This is a genomic window from Ruegeria sp. AL1 (assembly GCF_056540905.1).
The window spans coordinates 243930-259741 of sequence record NZ_JBQFXP010000002.1; the positions used below are offsets into that span (position 1 = coordinate 243930).

The window sequence follows — 15812 nt, forward strand, 5'->3', positions numbered from 1 at the left end:
CCCCTCTGGCACGGAGCCTCAGAACTTGAAGCGACATACTTATCGGAGACCTCAGATGCCCGCTTATGATCCCGACAACATCTTTGCCAAGATCCTGCGCGATGAAATCCCCTCGAACCGCGTGTACGAAGATGACGAGACCGTCGCCTTCATGGATATTATGCCGCGCGCGGATGGTCATTTGTTGGTTATTCCCAAAACACCCTGTCGCAACCTGCTGGATGCCTCGCCACAGCAATTGGCAGCCGTGATGGCGACCACGCAGAAGCTGGGACACGCGGTGATGAAGGCGTTTGCGGCGGATGGGGTCACGATCCAGCAGTTTAATGAAGCCGCAGGTGGGCAGGAGGTGTTCCATTTGCATTTTCATGTTTTGCCCAGGCATGAAGCAGTTTCGCTCCGGGCGCCAGGTAAGATGGGAGATTTTGACCTGATCGCAGAACACGCGGACAAGATTCGGGCGGCTTTGAGCTGACTTGACCAGCGCGCGCCTAAAGGCAAAGCGCAAATTGCGCGTCGATGGGTTGAACCTGTCCGGCGCGACGCTTGCGCTGGTTTTGGGGGTTTGAAACGAGAATTGCCGTTCCGATATGGGGTCGGAACGGCAGACTCGTAACCAAACACTTCATCGGATTTCACGGGGTAGTACCGTGATCACCGGTTAACACACCACTCACTCTTGAACGGCCATTACACACTACGTGGTTGTGCGGGGTTTGTATTGGGGGGAAGTGAAAAAAACCTGAATTTGATACGAATAATGGTAAATCTCAGCGGAGATGTTCACGGTTCCAGAAACAGAACCTGACGCAGCCCAAGATTGTTGTTTTGTCTTGTGTCAAAACCGAGGCGAGAGTGCAGAATCACTCGGCGGCGCTGGCCGTATCGGTGCTGAACACATCGTCGAAGGTCCGACGCAGCGCGACATCCACATCCGCCATCGACACCGGCAAACCCAGATCGACAAGCGACGTGACACCATGTTCCTGTATGCCACAGGGCACGATACCGCTGAAATGTTCCAAGTCCGGTTCAACGTTGATAGAAATGCCGTGAAAGCTGATCCATTTACGCAGCCGCACACCAATCGCAGCGATCTTGTCTTCGGCGGGTTGGCCGATCAGGGTCAGCGGTTTATCATTGCGCTGAACCCAGACGCCGACGCGCCCGTCTCGGATTTCGCCGGTCACATTGAACTCGGCCAGGGCCCGGATGACCCAGTCTTCCAGTTGCTGAACGAATTTGCGAACGTCACGCCCGCGTTTTCGCAGATCAAGCATTACATAGACAACGCGTTGCCCCGGACCGTGATAAGTGTATTCACCGCCACGCTTGCTTTCGTAGACGGGAAACCGGTCGGGATCTATCAGGTCCTTGCGGCGCGCCGAAGTGCCCGCCGTATACAAAGGAGGGTGTTCAAGCAGCCAGATGCATTCATCCGCCGTCCCGGACTCGATCTCGGCCACACGCGCCTCCATAAAGGCGGTGGCATCCTCATACTTGGTCAGCCCGTCGGTCGTCTTCCATTCCATGGTCAGGTCCATAGACTGTCTGGGCGCTATGGAAAAGAGGTTATGCCGCGTCTGCAAGACAGCGTCGCAGGACCTGAGAATAAGTGTCGATCCCTTGCGCGCCTGTCAGCAGGTATTTCCCGCCAAACACCATGGATGGAACCCCCGAGATGCCCCGGCTGCTCCAGAATTGCTGTTTTTCCCGCACTGGACCTTCGTGTGCCCCTGATGTCAGCGCCGCCCTTGCCGCGTCAGGCTCAAGGCCGGCAGCGCGGACAGCACCCATCAGGACCTCGGTGTCCGAGACATCCTGCATCTGAGTGAAATAGGCATCGAACAGCGCAAGCTTCAGCGGGTGCTGGCGCCCGTGACCTTCGGCCCAGTCCAGCAACTGGTGCGCGGCGAAGGTGTTATAGATTCGACTGTTTTCGGTGAAATTGAATGTAAACCCCAGCTCGACCCCTAACGCGGTCAGCCGTTCCCGAGCCTGCTGGCTTTGTTCCGCGGTCGAGCCGTATTTCTCCATTATATGTTCCCGCAGGTTCTGGCCTTCGGGGCCCATCATCGGATTCAACTCAAACGGATGCCAGCGCAGCTTGGCCAGAACACTCTCTTGTTTCAGCGCCTCGTCGAGCTGACGAAAACCAACGATGCACCAGGGACAGACTACGTCAGATACGATGTCGATCTGTACGACGGGGCGGGGATCCGAGGGTGCCATCTGCTGTTCCTGACTTTTGTCGTGATGTCCTGAGATTGTACAAATAGGAATGCGTGAGGTGAATTCAAACTGCCGTGTTTTTGCCTCTTCACATCGTGCGGTTCAGCGTCTATACGCGCCTCTACCAAGTCAATGGCAGTGCGGTCGTGGCGGAATTGGTAGACGCGCAGCGTTGAGGTCGCTGTGGGGTAACACCCGTGGAAGTTCGAGTCTTCTCGACCGCACCATTTCACATTTTGATGTGAAATCCGCTAAAAAATCAAAAATTACAGACGTTTGCGGAGTTCGATATCCGTTTTCGCGGTCATATGCCAATGGGGCTTTGAAGGCTGCATTGAGGATGGTTTTCTTCACGAGTAGTGATCCATTTTCATAGATGTTCCAAGGGCTTGAGAGGAAGTCCCTCAAGAGTTCGATAATTTCACTAAGGCCGCGTGTGGGTTTTGTGGTGTGGGACAACTTATCCGTCAGTAACAGCTTGTCCTCTTCCAGCTTGGCGATCTTGCTTTCAAGCGCAGCCATAACTTTTGGATTCGAAGTCTCAATCATACGCTCAACAAGCGCATCTTGTTGCTTGTCCAGTTCTTTGTGCTGGCGTTTGATTTCGGTCTTCACCTGCTTGGCCTGATCTCCGCGTTGATCCCATGCGTCTTTCAACATGGACATCGCGATATCGAGCAAGTTTTTGCTTGGGGTCAGAGACCGCAAGATCGCCTCAAAGCCTGTGTCTATTTTCTCTGCGCGAATACCTTTGCGGTACTCAGAACAGCCTTTCGTCTGGCAATTGTAGTAGGGGTAGCGTCTGCCGGTAGCGCTCCGGGCATGGTACGCGGTCATGGGTTTGTCACAACACGCGCAGTTCACCGCGCCACGTAGCGGGAAGTCTTCGTTTATGTCGGGGCGTTTGGCTGCAACGCCTCTGCTGTTTCGGCGCTCTTGAATGACCTTGTAGGTTTCCAGCGAGATCAGAGCTTCATGATGACCTTTGCGACGAGTGATGCCCCACGGCTCATGCTCAACATAGCCCGCATAGATCACACGGCTCAGCATGTCCGTCACCTTCTGCTGGCGGATTTTTCCATCCGGCAGGTCTTTGGGGAAGTCAGGCTGGCCTTCGAGGAACCTTCGCACATCTGCCTGTGCAGAGAACCGACCAGAGGCATAACCCTCCAATGCTTCCTTGATAATGGTGGCGACAGGTTCAACGCGGGTCAGCAATTTGCCGTGTGAGCCTGTCTTCTTGTACGCGTACCCGATGGGGGCCGCGAAGACAGAATAGCCGTTCATCATCCGACCCTTCATGCGGTTGGAGGTTTGTTCCGCATTCTTCTCGCGTTGATGTTGCGCGACTGAGGCCAGCATGTGTTCCACGAGCCGCGAGTCGCTATCCTCACCAAATTCAATCGATGGGCTTTCCAGAATGCCGCCAGCGTCCGACAGAGTTTCACGTAGGGCTATATGGGCCTGCACGTTGCGCGCAAAGCGGCTGATGTCGTCAATGATGACAACAACGCTGTCTTTGGGATGCAGGCGCAAGAAGGCCAGCATCCGATCCATAGCAGGACGGCGTTCGAATTTACCCGACATATCGTCCATGAACACCTCAACCACATCATAGTCCTTGTAGGTGGCGTATTCCCGACAACGGTTTTCCTGAGAGGCGAGGCCATCGCCTTCACGCACCTGCTTGGCACCGGACACGCGGGCATAGATCACGGCCTTTGTTGGTTTTGATGTTATTCCTGCCATTGGTCCTCCTCTGCGCGGGTCTGCGCCAATTTGTTGTTCAACAAGGATACCAAATCCGTAGAATCCTGATCCAATGCTTCTTCATCTTCTCCACAGATTTGCGGGATGGGGTGCAGGTCGTAACCGAGATCGACAAACATCACGACGATGGACCACAGGGTTTCGATCAGTTCCTGTTGCTGATCCAACGGCATGTCGCTGTCTTCCAGCATGGCTGCATAAACTTCCCAGTCTACGGAGAGGCTGGGTCTAACAGGCATATCTTTCTTATCTGGCGGACAGGTCATGCACGCGCTCCTTTCTTCAAAATGTTTGGTGATGGGTTCGTTCCACTATGGTCTCGCCATAGGCTGGAGTGAGAACAAATATAGAACATATAACCACATCATCTTGCCTCACGCAAGAATAATTCTTCAATCATCCTATGCGCTTAGATGTGACCATACCGTGGCAGGCCCACGGTGATCTCAGGTGAAAGGAAGGTGAAAACGGGTGATCGGGAGTGTTGAAATGATTATCCGATGGGGTTTTCCGGCCAGTTCTCACGACCGTGCCGCACCCGCAAAATTCTAACCATCCGGTTATCGTCAACCAGATAGACGATTACATGTGCATGCACCGGATGGATGCGGACGGGTGGGGTAATCTCATCCCGCAGACGCGCCATTTCCGGGTTCTCAGCGATCAGTTCAATCGTTTGGTCGATCTTGTCCTGATAGGCTTCGGCTTGCACGACACCAAAGTCTTGAACACCATCAACATAGATTTGGATCAGATCGGCTTCCGCCTTTGCAGAAAGGCGATAGTTCATTCTGAGGCTGTAATTCTTGCCTGTTGTCGGGCAATGGCGCGGATTTCGGCGAGAGATTTGCCGCTGTCTTCACTGGCCATCGCCTCATCGACCAGACGTTGCATGGCAGCGATCTTGGAGGCACGATCTTGATCATGGCGGATGAGATCACGCATGTACTCGCTGGCGTTGTCGTAACGTCCAGATTTCATTTGCTGTTCTACCCAATCCCGCATTGGATCAGGGAGGGAAATATTCATGCTGGCCATATCTGGTCCTCCTACGCATAGTATGTCACAAAATGACAAATATTGCCATAGGAACATAGTCCTCATGTCATTTGATCCAAAGAGCAAAGCGCATAAAGCGAAGCTTTACAAAACCTTAGTCGCGGCAGCGGAACTTGCAAATGAACAGTTTGATCAGTTCCTGCAAACGCCGTTCAACCCTCCATGGAGCTTGGCGGACAACTATCGGCGCAACCTGCAACGAGGCGAATACTCGGCAATTCGGGCGAATGTGTTGTATGATTTCCTGCTCAATCATCACTTCAATATTGCGCATTTGGAAGCACCGGAGATATTCCCGCAGACGCCCGAAATGCGGTGGCGGGAGATATTGGACGAACGCGCCGTGCGAGGTGCGCTGAGAATTGTTCCAGCAAAACGCAGGTTGGGAATTGTTCAACGAGCGGAACTAGTCAATGCGGCAAGTACTGCTCTGAAACTAGGACAACTATTTTTCCTTGAATTTGAGAGCAAAACCAGTGGATACGGTATCGCGTTACAAGGCGTTCGCAACGTCTGGCACCCCATTCCTTTGTCGCAGGACAGTTCATACATTGCTGCAATTTCGCGGGGGTGTAACTTACTACCGTGTGGTCGAGATGGTCAGCCGGAACCGCTGGTAGAAAACCACGATCTTGGATCGCACAAGTTCGCCTTGGTCGTGGGGCAGATGCCGAGTTTTCCACATGAAATAAAGCACATTGTTAGTCAGGGCGTGCACAAGGATTTTCAGTTTCATATCGCGGACGCCTGCTTTGTAGAATAGCGTCGGCATAGAAATCACGAAGATCAGATGGTTGCGCTAAACTCAACTTTTCTTCACGAGTGGCATGTGTTCGAACTCCTGAGGGCACATGAAAACGATAGCAAGCATTGGTGAGCAATTTGATTGACTGGACTGAGATTAAAAACGGTGATGAGTGGGAACTTTTCGCGCGGGATTTTCTGGCAAATCTAGGCTTTGTTATCGAAAGAGAGCCATCAAGAGGCCCCGATGGTGGGCAAGACATCATTGTTAGCGAGCAAATTAACGGAAAACTCCACTCTGAAAAAGTTACTTGGCTAGTGAGTTGTAAACACTATGCGAAGGGTGGCTCGTCAGTCGGGTCCAGTGATGAAAACAGTATTTCTGATCGGTTGAAGCAACACAAAGCAGACGGGTTCATAGGGTTTTACTCTACCATGGCAAGTTCGGGTCTGGCCAATCGACTTGCCGAGCTTGATGTTCCATATGAAATCTTCGACGGTCGAAAAATTGAGGGGCACTTTGTAACGACTGGTTTTTCTCGACTCGCTCTTCGTTACTTCCCAAATAGCTACAGTGCTTTACGTCCTATACAAAAACTCACCGGAGAATATCTGCAAATTAGCTGTGAGGTTTGTGGGGTTGATCTTCTTCAAAAGAGCCTCGTTGATCCAATGTCAGGCATCTTGACTTGGGCGCAGAAATATAGCGACGACCACAAAGAAGTGGTATCTGTTCATACTGTTTGCAAAGGAGAGTGTGACAGTTCTTTGGAACAAAAGCTCTATGCCCGAGGCCTGTCCACTACTTGGGAGGACATTGGCGATATCTGTAAGCCTGTTGTGTTCTTACGTGGCCTTATGACCTACACAAACATTCTCAGGAACCCGCAGATATTGATTTCGGACGAAGCGCATGAAAAGGTGAAGGACACCTACATTGCGATCGCACAACGTACTTTGCGCGAAACCACACTTGATGATGTCGAGCGATTTAACGTTTTAGTCTCTATTGAAGGTCTTTAAGGCACACTGATAACTTAAAGCGCAGTAGGTTGTATTTTCTTCTTTGCCACTCTTGGAGGTCGTAGTGCTCCACCAGCTAGTTAATTTCTTTGAACATTATCCGGAAAACCTGTTGAGCGTTTTTGACAAACGCTCTTCTGATATTGATGCAGGGCTTTTGTTCCGATTGAACGACTATCGGGACCGCCAACAACAAATTCTCCAAGACACTCATGCTTTCCGAATAGATTCTGAAGCCGAAGCCATGCTGGGCCAATTGATTGATGAAATGAGGCAAGATGGCCTCGAAGATACTTATCAGAATATTATCCTTCCTTTTCCAGCTATCACGATGGAAAAACAGGCTGTGGAGAACGGCACAACAATCATTGGCTTTCTCACGCAAGTCGATGGCGACGTGTATACTCAGACATTCATGGCGAACGAAGGTGGAGCTGTCCCAAGCATGTTTGCTTTGAAATCGTCTGGCCTAAATGCCGAAATTTTGCCCACTCCCACGCAAGAGTTCCTTCTGCAACAAAAGAGCGGTCAGAACTTGGAGGAGGCACTCGAACAGGAACAAACGTGGGGTAAATATTTCTTGGCATTGGCAGTTGGGCTGTCTGCCTTGTTGAAGCACCAAAACATGTTGGAAGTGGAGGAAGTCGCTGCCTATCCAAGACCGGAACGTCGCCGGGCTCAAAGAAGCGGGAAACAGCTCCCTGATTCTCGGGTCTTGAAAATCAAGCTTGGAAAATCCGGTCGAGGGCAATGGGAGGCGATGCAAGAAAACACAAAGTCAAACAATGGCGATCCTATACGTCGCCGCACCCATTGGGTACGAGGACACTTCATGCGCAACCGATCAGGTGGACTAAGTTGGCGAATGCCACATCTACGTGGCGCGGGCCCCCTAATTCAGCAAGAACGCCGGATTGTTGCTGAACAACAAGATGACGAGGCTCTCAATCAGGTCGCTAATCAGTTGGACTTATGAACTGACAGAATGGGTTTTAGAACTTCATTACAGGGCCATAACATCGCCCATTCCTTTGCACCTTGGGTTTTCAACCCAGTGTATCGTGATGGATCACTAAGATTGGCTAATCCCAAGTCTTGGAAGAAATCCTGTGGTTCGCCAAGGTCGCTTTCAATGGACGAGGCTCCGGCAATTTGAGCCAATCGAATAGCGTCAAAAATACAGGGGATGCTTACCTCGCGAGCGAACCCTTGAAGTTCTTCAGCGTCTGGAATGAGTGAAGCGTTCCGACCGAGTTGTGCTGGGATCAGCGGCAGTTCTGACAAGTGGCCCAAAAGTTGGAAAATTCGGGTCGCCGCTTTGGGATGAGTTTTGCCCTCATCGCCATTTTTGGCATCTTCACATTCGATCAACATCATCATGCCGGACACCGCCATTGCTCGGTACCGCAAGCATTCCAACTCATTCGGTGAATAATTTTCCAGTAACATCTCACTAGCATCGTGGTCTGCCTGCAACTCTAAACATAAAAGCGCATTCTTACGTATATCCGCTGGTAGAGCAGCCATTGAATTAGGCAGAGGTGATGCACGCTGGGACACGTTCAACTGGGCTGTGTTGCGCGTCTCAGTGATACTGAATCCCCCTGTGAGTTCAAAGTGATTCAAATCTATATGGTGCAACTCGTGCAGCATCATCCAGACCAAGGAAACCTGTGTCATCTGATCTGCATCAGATGCCATAGGCTGGCCTGCACCTGCCAGAAACTCCGCATTCGCGAAAGCGTCCGCCCAAAGCTGTGCGGTTTTCTCGACCAACCCAGTCGTGACGCGCAACAGATAGCCTTCTCCCTCCGGTTCCACCACTGCCCAGAACTCTGCAGCGTCGATCCACAAGGTGCGTAGGTTAATTGCCAGCGGCCTCCCCAATATCTCTTCGTAGTGCCGCCGCGCAGCCTCAAACGCCGCGTCCAGCCGTTCTCCTGCGTTCATAGTCGCTCTCTCAATATCACTATGAGCAGCACGTTATGCGCCTGTGAAGGAAAGGAAAACCCAGCCATCCACCAATCCTCACAGTCGCGTTTTCGTGGTTTGTTGCCGCATGTCAGACGCCATCCCTGCCGCCTTTCAGCTTTGGCCCGTTCCGAATGGTCTGACGCCAGATTGGCATCAGGCGTCTCGGGGTCAATGGGCGGCCCGCACCGCCCGTGTTGCCCATGACCCCTTCGCCTCATCCCCGTTGCCTATCCCTTGGCGTCCTTCGGGACAGCCCAAACCAGAATGAAAGGAACAGCAAATGGGACTAGATATGTATGCAGAAATCACCACCGAGGAAATCACGACGCCCGTGGATTTTAAGGTCACAAACAGCAGCCAGATTCACTACTGGCGCAAACACCCCGACCTGCATGGTTGGATGGAAGAACTTTACCGAGAGAACGGCGGATCAGCGGACAGTTTCAACTGCGTAAACGTCATGCTGACATCCGAGAACTTAGACCACCTCGAGGCCGACATTTTGAAGCGCGATCTGCCTACGACATCCGGGTTCTTCTTCGGAAAATCTGAGGGGTTGGAAACTCAAGATGATCTGGCGTTCATCACCAACGCACGCAAGGCTATCGCCGAGGGGTACAGCGTATTTTACACATCTTGGTGGTAAGATCGGTTCATCTCAAATGCGACCACCCGACAAAACTTAACTTAAGCTCTGTAGGTGGTCGACACCCAGCTAGTGGTTGAACAGGGAAACACTACAAGATATGCCTTGATGAGCACCTCTACGATCCAGTGAACCAACTTTATTCTTATGAACCAGATTACGACACTTCTCGAAGACCTAGCCAAGGAAATCGACGAAAACCGCAGGGAGGAAATGACTAAGTTTCTCAGCGACTTATATCTTTATGTACATGACAGGGATGAAAATGATCCAGATGATCTAGAAACGAAGCTGAGAAGCGCCAAGAGAATACGAGAGTTGCAGCACGCTAACAGAGCGTTGGAGAGTTTCGAAATGTTGCTGGAAACATATCAGCATTTTCCATCTGGGCAAAAGTTGCTCGGGTTCTTTTTAGCACAAATACATGACGTTTTTTGCTATCAAATTCTTGGAAAAAACCTGAACGACAACGACATAGATTCCATAATTCAAAAGCAAATCGTAGATAAAACAATATCAGAAATGGGATTGGGTTTTAAACATTTCACCTTGACGCCAAAGCACGTGCGAGGAATGATCTATTATTTGGCCGACAAGTGCTATGTACGCTGGGATGAAAAATGTTCAGCTTAACGTACACCTCAGCTTACGATCCATATCATACAGTTTTTCGTATGCTGGCAATTTCTGCCTACGTTGACACACAAAAACCTCTTTTGTTTGACACTGTTCGTATTGTTGATTTTTATCATAATTTCCCTTGGCTTCTTGGCGATTTTCAATCCTTTTCCAGAATAAAAGGATTCCAAAAAGACAAGAACAAAATTGTGAAAAATTATCCAAAGTCAAAATTTGAAGTTCTACCTGACAAGCATATTGTCTTCCAGAGAATGCTGCCCTCTCAACTGTCTGCGAAAAGTGCGTTGGCTGGCATTGAGGTTGTTTCAATTGAGGGTGACGAGCTTACCTATTTGACCACAGGCATGCTCAGTGCACGCATGCAAAAAGTCATTGGCGATTATCGCTCACAGCACGAAGAGTTATTGACATTTCTAGCCGAAAAACTTTCGCAAGTTCCCTTGTTTGGGGCTGGAGGCCTTAAGGACAGAAGTGGCTTGGGGGAATTCAGATATGATATCGTTTAATCCATCTCTAAAGGTGACAAACCTTACAGTTACACGCCGCGATAACACTGTTTATTCGGAGGAGTTCCACTCAGGCCTGAACATCATCAGCGGTGAAAACAGTTCGGGAAAGTCTAGCATCATGGACTTTCTTTTTTATGGCTTGGGAGGCGATCTTGCCGAACATCAATGGCGTGAGACGTCGTTGCTGTGTGACAACGTCATCATCGGGCTTGAGTGCAACGGGCATCGCATCTCCTTGCTGCGAGAGATTGAACAAAAGCGTATGCGCCCGATGGAGATATTCTTTGGGGATCATAGCAGTGCTTTGAACGCAGCACGAGATAAATGGCAAAAGTACCCCTATGCCCGGGGTGGCGGCAAGAGTGACAAAGAGAGTTTTAGCCAAGTCCTATTTAGGCTGCTGGGTCTTCCCGAAGTTCGCATCGATGAACAAAATGTTAAAATTACGATGCACCAACTGCTTCGATTACTCTACTCAGACCAGCTTACATCTGTCGAGAGAATATTCAGACAGCAGCAACCGGACGACGCTATTACTCGATCCACGGTAGCTGACATTCTACTCGGTGCATACAGTGACAAGTTCTATTCTGCGACGCTGCGCTTAAAAGATGCTCAGGACGAACTGAAAGCGACGACAGTTAAACTACGGACAACAAGAGATAGATACGAAGTTGACGGTCATCCACTTACTGAAGAGTGGATGAATGCTGAAATAAGAAATCTAAATTTAGACATCGAGAGAATTTCTAAAGAAATAGAGGCGATAGAAAATCAGATGTTTGCCGATCAGTTCGATGATCGGTTAACTCTTAATGATCAAGCAGAAACTTACCAGCGGGTTGTATCCCTACAAACCGAAATAGGAATGCTGTCTGAACAACTGGATGCAGTTGAACTAGAAATAACGGAGGCACAAGAATTCATTCAGGCGATGGAACGTAAAGTCGCCGACCTCACAAATGCCAATGCCGTCGTCGAGGAGTTCGAATACCTTAATTTTGATATGTGCCCTGCTTGCATGGGATTGGTCGAGGCACATCAAGTCGAAGGGGGTTGCTCCCTCTGTAAGCAACCTTTTGACAAGGGTGATGTCACAGATCGGTCTGCCAAGATGCTAAATGAGGCTATTCGGCAAAGAGATCGCTCTCTCTCTATCCAAAAAGACCGCATGCAGCAGAGAGACGAGTTGCTAGCGGAAATCTCTGCGAAAAAGCTGCTTTGGGATGACGCTAGTCGATACTACAGTATTGCACTGAGGTCGCCCACTACAGAACTCCGTTCTAAACTTCGCGACCTTAACCGTGAATCCGGCTACAAGCACAGGCAATTGGAAGAAGTATCGTCTAAGAAATCTATAATTGAAGAGTTACGTTTGCTTGAAGAGGCGCGTGCTAAACTCGAGCAAGAAATCGACCAACTCGAGGCAACTATTCAAGCGGAAGAGCGCCGGAACATTGCTAGGAAATCACATGCTCGGTCTAACATTGAGAGCATGGTTTTAGATTTCTTGCACGAAGATTTAGATAGGCAATCGACATTCAAATCCGCTGACAAAGTGGATTTTGATTTTGAAGGTGATCGGTTATCCGTCAACGGGGAAAGCTTCTTCTCTGCTAGTTCGATGGTATATTTGCGGAATAGTTTTTTGGCGGCGTTTCATTTTGCGGCTACCCACGATCCAGATTTTGGGCACCCAAGGCTCCTGATGATGGATACCATCGAAGACAAAGGTATGGAGCAAGAACGAAGTAAACATTTCCAGAGGCTACTCGCCGGCCGCTCTGAGGACGCGCCTGCTGATCACCAACTGATTATTGCCACGTCAATGATTGCAGAAGAATTGAACAACTCAAAATATGTCATTGGGCAACACTACACGCACGAGAATAGAACCCTAAAGATCGAAACGAGATAATGGGCAATGTGTATATGCAAAAAGCTGAGTTCACTAAAATCTAGAGTTTTCAAGACGAGAGGAAAAAACGAAACATTTATGCAGGAGAATGTTAATTGGACACTGCTGCGTGGTTTCGGAGCCTCCAATTTAGCAACCGCGACAGCGTTAATGCCCTTTGTTGGCTATGTAATTTTGTATAATAGTCAGCTAAGTAACTTTTTGGGTGGCTTGGGCGGCCTACTTGATGACCAACCCTCAGCAGAAACTTGTGGCAGTTTTTTCCCTTTCTACGCAAAGCTCAACATGCTGTATCTTGGTTTGTTTTTGATTGGCCTAGCAGCTGTAGTCTTTAAAGTCTTGGCCCCCCGCGAACTCAAGCTGTACCAAGATGTAAATCAGTACATAGACAGAGAACGGGCAAATTTGACCGCACGCCGAGTAAGGTCAATGTACCGCACTGTCCGCCACCGTCGCCCGGAGATTGGAGAAGAGTTACTATTGAGAGCGAGTTGGTTTGATAGCGGAGTACCCATCACAAAGGCGTCGGCTGAATTCTCAGGCAATGCGAATGAGGATGTCGTTCTAGATCTAATGAGGTGTTTCTTCCAAGCTCAAGATCGCCACCATAGGCGCTTCGCAGTCATATGCTGTCTGGTGTTCTTTTCAGTAGGTAGTCTGTTGTTATTGTTGCCATCTGGCGCTTTTTCTCTAAGAGTGATCTGCGCCATCACACACAGCTGGTCCTGACAACGGTGCATGCATTAGGTTATGCATCTACTAAAATTCTGAGATTTCAAAGCTCAAGCGGTGTAGCAGTCTAGTTACCTCCGGCACCTTCAAAAGTTACCGCAAGATGTGTGCGGTAGTACCGCACATCTTGGCAAGGGGGTCCGCTGCGCGCCCCCGTTGCATCCCCCTAAGCTATGGCCGGAGCAGGGCATTGAGCCCTGAACCAGCCAGCAAACATATCAGTGTTTGATCCCTCGTCAGGGAGAAGTCATCTCTCCCCAACACCCCATAGATCAACCCTACGCGGATTGAATGCCGCCAGCTTGTCGAAGCTGAACCCGAGCAGAGAGATTTCACTCTCCCTGCACCCATCGACTTGGGAGACGTTCCTGCCCCCAAGACCCCAGACCATGTTCATGGAGACCAAACGGTTCAGCCCGTTGGATTGCTGTCTTAGGGCTGCCGCCCCCAGCGCGGATCAAAGGGTGGGTCCTCGCCATGCTCGCTTCATGTGCATTGCAGCTCCGCGTGGCTCTGGTCCCGTGTGGCAGGCACACGCCCTTGATCCTTGCACCACCGTTCCTCGGCGGAGGCCAGACGGTTGCATGCGCAACCAGTCATGAACGAGAGGAAAGAAATATAGAGCGATGATTAGTCCGTATTAAACACAGGAGCGCCAAGCCTATTGCTAGCGCGGTAGCGCCGAAGGCCATAGCCAAATACTCGTTGTATGTGCTCACGCTTGTGGCAAGTCCAAACGCGTTGTCAAAGGTTTGCCCTGTGTCAGCTTGGATTTGAGCAATGCGTCCCCTCAGTTCTAAGAACCTCAAGCAGGAAGCCACAGCAACGAAGGCAGCAATTGCTGTAGTCGGCCACAAGAGCCACCTTGAGCGACTTACAAGGACAAACGGTGCGAGAAGCCTGAGTGTCAATTTCTCTCGATATTCATGAGGCATCAAACCCGAAACACCCCACCGAACTACCGACATGGCAATGATCAGCATGGCAGGCGAGAGTATTGCTGTGTTCGATCTTTCCGAAGCATTCATTCTTGATAGAGCATCGTTCAACATGCACGTATCGCATTGTTCGATCATGAAAAACACGGCGATATTCATGGTTGCGAACACCGCTACACCAACGGCGAAAACCCATCTGTTCCCCAAGATAGCCAGCACATAGAGTACCCAAATTCCAGATAGAGCTACAGCAATGAACGCATATTGAAATTCGCTGGAAAAGTGAGCCTGATCCATGAGTGTGGTGGAGGCAAAGACGCTATAGACAGGCAACACCATCGAAACGATGAAACCTGCGAACAGCATAATCGAGATGCCAACGACGAAAAGTACCATTAGGCCGCCGCCAGCATCGCCGGGGCGAGCATTTTTTCCTGTTATTTGGCCGAAAAGATACCCAGTGAAAAAGTTCATTCTCTACGCCCTTGCTTGTCTTGCGCGGCGTAAAAGGGGTCCCTTTTTCTAGATTTACTATGATCGCACGGCCAAATCACTTGGGCCTTGTTTATCCACAGAAATCTCAAATCAATGAGATCGCCAAACCTATCCTCAGTGCGGTTTTGCAAAGGGACCCCTTAAGACAAGGACTTTTTGCAATGAAAACCGCTTGTTCGATTGAATTCACCTGTCACACTGAAGAGGTGAACCGAAGCAAATCCAAGAAAGACGAGTCGAACCAATCAGATAGCCGACAGGGACGAAAAATCGGCTATGTCCGTGTGTCTGATGCTGATCAATCCGAAGCTCTCCAGATTGATGCGCTTCAACATGCAGGATGCGTGAAACTCTACACCGATCACGGTGTTTCAGGCGCGAAGGCGGCAAGGCCCGCACTTGATCAGATGCTAAAAGACCTGAGAAAGGGCGATACGCTCACCGTTTGGAAGCTGGATCGGTTGGGCCGATCTACCATCCATTTGCTTTCAATTTTGGAAGACCTTCAAGCCCGAGGTGTCCATTTTCATGCCATCACCCAACGCATCGAAACATCAACGGCAGTGGGGCGAATGATATTTGGTCAATTGGCCGTATTTGCAGAATATGAACGCAGCTTGATCAGCGAACGCACTAAAGCGGGGATGAAGGCCGCTAAAGAACGTGGTGTGCATGTCGGACGGCCAAGACAGAAGTGTTTCGCAGCTACGAGCCAATTTGAAAAAATCGCAAAAAGATGAATTCTGTATGCTATAATAATAGAATGAATTCAAAAAGTTGGTGGGATTTCTTTGATGAAGACCCTTATGAAAAAGTGGGACGGCACGTTCCGAGTGTCATGGGAGTGCCGATTGTAGTTCGGATGGCTCGCGTATCGTGGGCCTATTTGGATTGGTTAGGTGATGTTGAAGAGTGTGACATTCACGAATTTTTTGCCGAAAATGAGAAGGCACACGACCCCAACGAGTGTGATTTTGATGAGTGGATGGAAGGAGCAGTACAGCAAGGTTATTTGCGGCGTGAGAAAAAAGGACTGCCGAGACCTGAGTGGTGCCCGCCAGCCAACCCTGCTGAGTTGGTAGACATCTAAGAAACAGTACATACATTGCTTTGCATGGCTACGATGCGGGGAG

General features: G+C 50.0%; 18 protein-coding genes, 1 tRNA gene and 1 pseudogene. 12 read left to right on the forward strand and 8 right to left on the reverse strand.

Annotated features, from left to right (window positions below; translation table 11 throughout):
• The first annotated feature begins 55 nt into the window (after positions 1–55).
• Entirely contained in the window at positions 56–475 is a 420-nt protein-coding gene (locus tag ACRZ9X_RS04305) for an HIT family protein (RefSeq protein ID WP_480516147.1), read from the forward strand.
• A 388-nt stretch (positions 476–863) separates the two neighbouring features.
• Here ACRZ9X_RS04305 and lipB read toward each other — a convergent pair whose 3' ends face one another.
• Together lipB and ACRZ9X_RS04315 are read right to left on the reverse strand one after the other, a co-directional pair.
• The gene (gene lipB / locus ACRZ9X_RS04310; protein ID WP_480516149.1) at positions 864–1544 is read right to left on the reverse strand and encodes a lipoyl(octanoyl) transferase LipB; all 681 of its coding nucleotides are present in this window, start codon (positions 1542–1544) and stop codon (positions 864–866) included.
• A 28-nt stretch (positions 1545–1572) separates the two neighbouring features.
• Complete coding sequence (locus ACRZ9X_RS04315) at positions 1573–2232, reverse strand: DsbA family oxidoreductase (protein ID WP_480516151.1); 660 nt, start codon at positions 2230–2232, stop codon at positions 1573–1575.
• A gap of 140 nt (positions 2233–2372) precedes the next feature.
• On the opposite strand from ACRZ9X_RS04315, the gene ACRZ9X_RS04320 reads away from it, so the two are divergent.
• Positions 2373–2459: transfer RNA gene (locus tag ACRZ9X_RS04320), tRNA-Leu, on the forward strand.
• Between the two features lie 550 nt (positions 2460–3009).
• Here the strand turns inward: ACRZ9X_RS04320 and ACRZ9X_RS04325 are convergent.
• The 4 genes and pseudogenes from ACRZ9X_RS04325 to ACRZ9X_RS04340 all read right to left on the reverse strand — a co-directional run.
• A pseudogene (locus ACRZ9X_RS04325) lies at positions 3010–3981 on the reverse strand (recombinase family protein); the annotation flags it as partial.
• Positions 3969–4268: a hypothetical protein gene (locus ACRZ9X_RS04330; protein WP_480516153.1), complete on the reverse strand. Its 300-nt coding sequence runs from the start codon at positions 4266–4268 to the stop codon at positions 3969–3971. The gene ACRZ9X_RS04330 and the pseudogene ACRZ9X_RS04325, both read right to left, overlap by 13 nt.
• Positions 4269–4495: 227 nt before the next feature.
• Entirely contained in the window at positions 4496–4792 is a 297-nt protein-coding gene (locus ACRZ9X_RS04335; protein ID WP_480516155.1) for a type II toxin-antitoxin system RelE/ParE family toxin, read from the reverse strand.
• Positions 4789–5040 (reverse strand): type II toxin-antitoxin system ParD family antitoxin, encoded by a 252-nt coding sequence (locus tag ACRZ9X_RS04340; RefSeq protein ID WP_480516157.1) that lies wholly within the window; start codon positions 5038–5040, stop codon positions 4789–4791. Before ACRZ9X_RS04340 ends, ACRZ9X_RS04335 begins: the two co-directional genes overlap by 4 nt.
• A 64-nt stretch (positions 5041–5104) precedes the next feature.
• On the opposite strand from ACRZ9X_RS04340, the gene ACRZ9X_RS04345 reads away from it, so the two are divergent.
• From ACRZ9X_RS04345 to ACRZ9X_RS04355, 3 genes are all read left to right on the forward strand, one after another.
• Positions 5105–5824, forward strand: coding sequence for a hypothetical protein (locus tag ACRZ9X_RS04345; RefSeq protein WP_480516159.1), 720 nt, complete (start codon positions 5105–5107; stop codon positions 5822–5824).
• A 110-nt stretch (positions 5825–5934) separates the two neighbouring features.
• On the forward strand, positions 5935–6828 hold the full coding sequence (locus ACRZ9X_RS04350; protein WP_480516161.1) for a restriction endonuclease: 894 nt from the start codon (positions 5935–5937) through the stop codon (positions 6826–6828).
• Between the two features lie 64 nt (positions 6829–6892).
• The gene (locus ACRZ9X_RS04355) at positions 6893–7804 is read left to right on the forward strand and encodes a hypothetical protein (protein ID WP_480516163.1); all 912 of its coding nucleotides are present in this window, start codon (positions 6893–6895) and stop codon (positions 7802–7804) included.
• Here ACRZ9X_RS04355 and ACRZ9X_RS04360 read toward each other — a convergent pair.
• Positions 7789–8778, reverse strand: coding sequence for a hypothetical protein (locus ACRZ9X_RS04360; RefSeq protein WP_480516165.1), 990 nt, complete (start codon positions 8776–8778; stop codon positions 7789–7791). The genes ACRZ9X_RS04355 and ACRZ9X_RS04360 overlap by 16 nt on opposite strands.
• A gap of 304 nt (positions 8779–9082) precedes the next feature.
• Here ACRZ9X_RS04360 and ACRZ9X_RS04365 point away from each other — a divergent pair, with 304 nt between their 5' ends.
• The 5 genes from ACRZ9X_RS04365 to ACRZ9X_RS04385 all read left to right on the forward strand — a co-directional run bounded on the left by ACRZ9X_RS04365 (position 9083) and on the right by ACRZ9X_RS04385 (position 13243).
• Positions 9083–9448, forward strand: coding sequence for a phosphoglycerate kinase (locus tag ACRZ9X_RS04365; RefSeq protein ID WP_480516167.1), 366 nt, complete (start codon positions 9083–9085; stop codon positions 9446–9448).
• Between the two features lie 147 nt (positions 9449–9595).
• A complete protein-coding gene (locus ACRZ9X_RS04370; RefSeq protein WP_480516169.1) occupies positions 9596–10081 on the forward strand; it encodes an ABC-three component system protein in 486 nt (161 codons plus the stop codon).
• Entirely contained in the window at positions 10069–10593 is a 525-nt protein-coding gene (locus ACRZ9X_RS04375; RefSeq protein WP_480516171.1) for an ABC-three component system middle component 5, read from the forward strand. Before ACRZ9X_RS04370 ends, ACRZ9X_RS04375 begins: the two co-directional genes overlap by 13 nt.
• Positions 10580–12514 (forward strand): AAA family ATPase, encoded by a 1935-nt coding sequence (locus tag ACRZ9X_RS04380; RefSeq protein ID WP_480516173.1) that lies wholly within the window; start codon positions 10580–10582, stop codon positions 12512–12514. The genes ACRZ9X_RS04375 and ACRZ9X_RS04380 overlap by 14 nt, the downstream gene beginning before the upstream one ends.
• Positions 12515–12592: 78 nt before the next feature.
• Complete coding sequence (locus ACRZ9X_RS04385) at positions 12593–13243, forward strand: hypothetical protein (RefSeq protein ID WP_480516175.1); 651 nt, start codon at positions 12593–12595, stop codon at positions 13241–13243.
• A gap of 599 nt (positions 13244–13842) precedes the next feature.
• Here the strand turns inward: ACRZ9X_RS04385 and ACRZ9X_RS04390 are convergent.
• On the reverse strand, positions 13843–14658 hold the full coding sequence (locus ACRZ9X_RS04390) for a hypothetical protein (protein ID WP_480516177.1): 816 nt from the start codon (positions 14656–14658) through the stop codon (positions 13843–13845).
• 80 nt (positions 14659–14738) lie between these two features.
• On the opposite strand from ACRZ9X_RS04390, the gene ACRZ9X_RS04395 reads away from it, so the two are divergent.
• The gene (locus ACRZ9X_RS04395; protein WP_480516179.1) at positions 14739–15419 is read left to right on the forward strand and encodes a recombinase family protein; all 681 of its coding nucleotides are present in this window, start codon (positions 14739–14741) and stop codon (positions 15417–15419) included.
• Positions 15420–15442: 23 nt separating this feature from the next.
• Positions 15443–15769, forward strand: coding sequence for a hypothetical protein (locus tag ACRZ9X_RS04400; RefSeq protein WP_480516181.1), 327 nt, complete (start codon positions 15443–15445; stop codon positions 15767–15769).
• The last annotated feature ends 43 nt before the right edge of the window (positions 15770–15812 follow it).

Bases quoted from the DNA above. Each gene is read 5' to 3' on its own strand.
- ACRZ9X_RS04390 (WP_480516177.1), bottom strand. From the start codon at position 14,658: ATGAACTTTTTCACTGGGTATCTTTTCGGCCAAATAACAGGAAAAAAT.
- ACRZ9X_RS04365 (WP_480516167.1), top strand. From the start codon at position 9,083: ATGGGACTAGATATGTATGCAGAAATCACCACCGAGGAAATCACGACG.
- ACRZ9X_RS04305 (WP_480516147.1), top strand. From the start codon at position 56: ATGCCCGCTTATGATCCCGACAACATCTTTGCCAAGATCCTGCGCGAT.
- ACRZ9X_RS04375 (WP_480516171.1), top strand. From the start codon at position 10,069: ATGTTCAGCTTAACGTACACCTCAGCTTACGATCCATATCATACAGTT.
- ACRZ9X_RS04370 (WP_480516169.1), top strand. From the start codon at position 9,596: ATGAACCAGATTACGACACTTCTCGAAGACCTAGCCAAGGAAATCGAC.
- ACRZ9X_RS04345 (WP_480516159.1), top strand. From the start codon at position 5,105: ATGTCATTTGATCCAAAGAGCAAAGCGCATAAAGCGAAGCTTTACAAA.
- ACRZ9X_RS04385 (WP_480516175.1), top strand. From the start codon at position 12,593: ATGCAGGAGAATGTTAATTGGACACTGCTGCGTGGTTTCGGAGCCTCC.
- ACRZ9X_RS04400 (WP_480516181.1), top strand. From the start codon at position 15,443: ATGAATTCAAAAAGTTGGTGGGATTTCTTTGATGAAGACCCTTATGAA.
- ACRZ9X_RS04360 (WP_480516165.1), bottom strand. From the start codon at position 8,778: ATGAACGCAGGAGAACGGCTGGACGCGGCGTTTGAGGCTGCGCGGCGG.
- ACRZ9X_RS04330 (WP_480516153.1), bottom strand. From the start codon at position 4,268: ATGACCTGTCCGCCAGATAAGAAAGATATGCCTGTTAGACCCAGCCTC.
- lipB (WP_480516149.1), bottom strand. From the start codon at position 1,544: ATGGACCTGACCATGGAATGGAAGACGACCGACGGGCTGACCAAGTAT.
- ACRZ9X_RS04380 (WP_480516173.1), top strand. From the start codon at position 10,580: ATGATATCGTTTAATCCATCTCTAAAGGTGACAAACCTTACAGTTACA.
- ACRZ9X_RS04340 (WP_480516157.1), bottom strand. From the start codon at position 5,040: ATGGCCAGCATGAATATTTCCCTCCCTGATCCAATGCGGGATTGGGTA.
- ACRZ9X_RS04335 (WP_480516155.1), bottom strand. From the start codon at position 4,792: ATGAACTATCGCCTTTCTGCAAAGGCGGAAGCCGATCTGATCCAAATC.
- ACRZ9X_RS04315 (WP_480516151.1), bottom strand. From the start codon at position 2,232: ATGGCACCCTCGGATCCCCGCCCCGTCGTACAGATCGACATCGTATCT.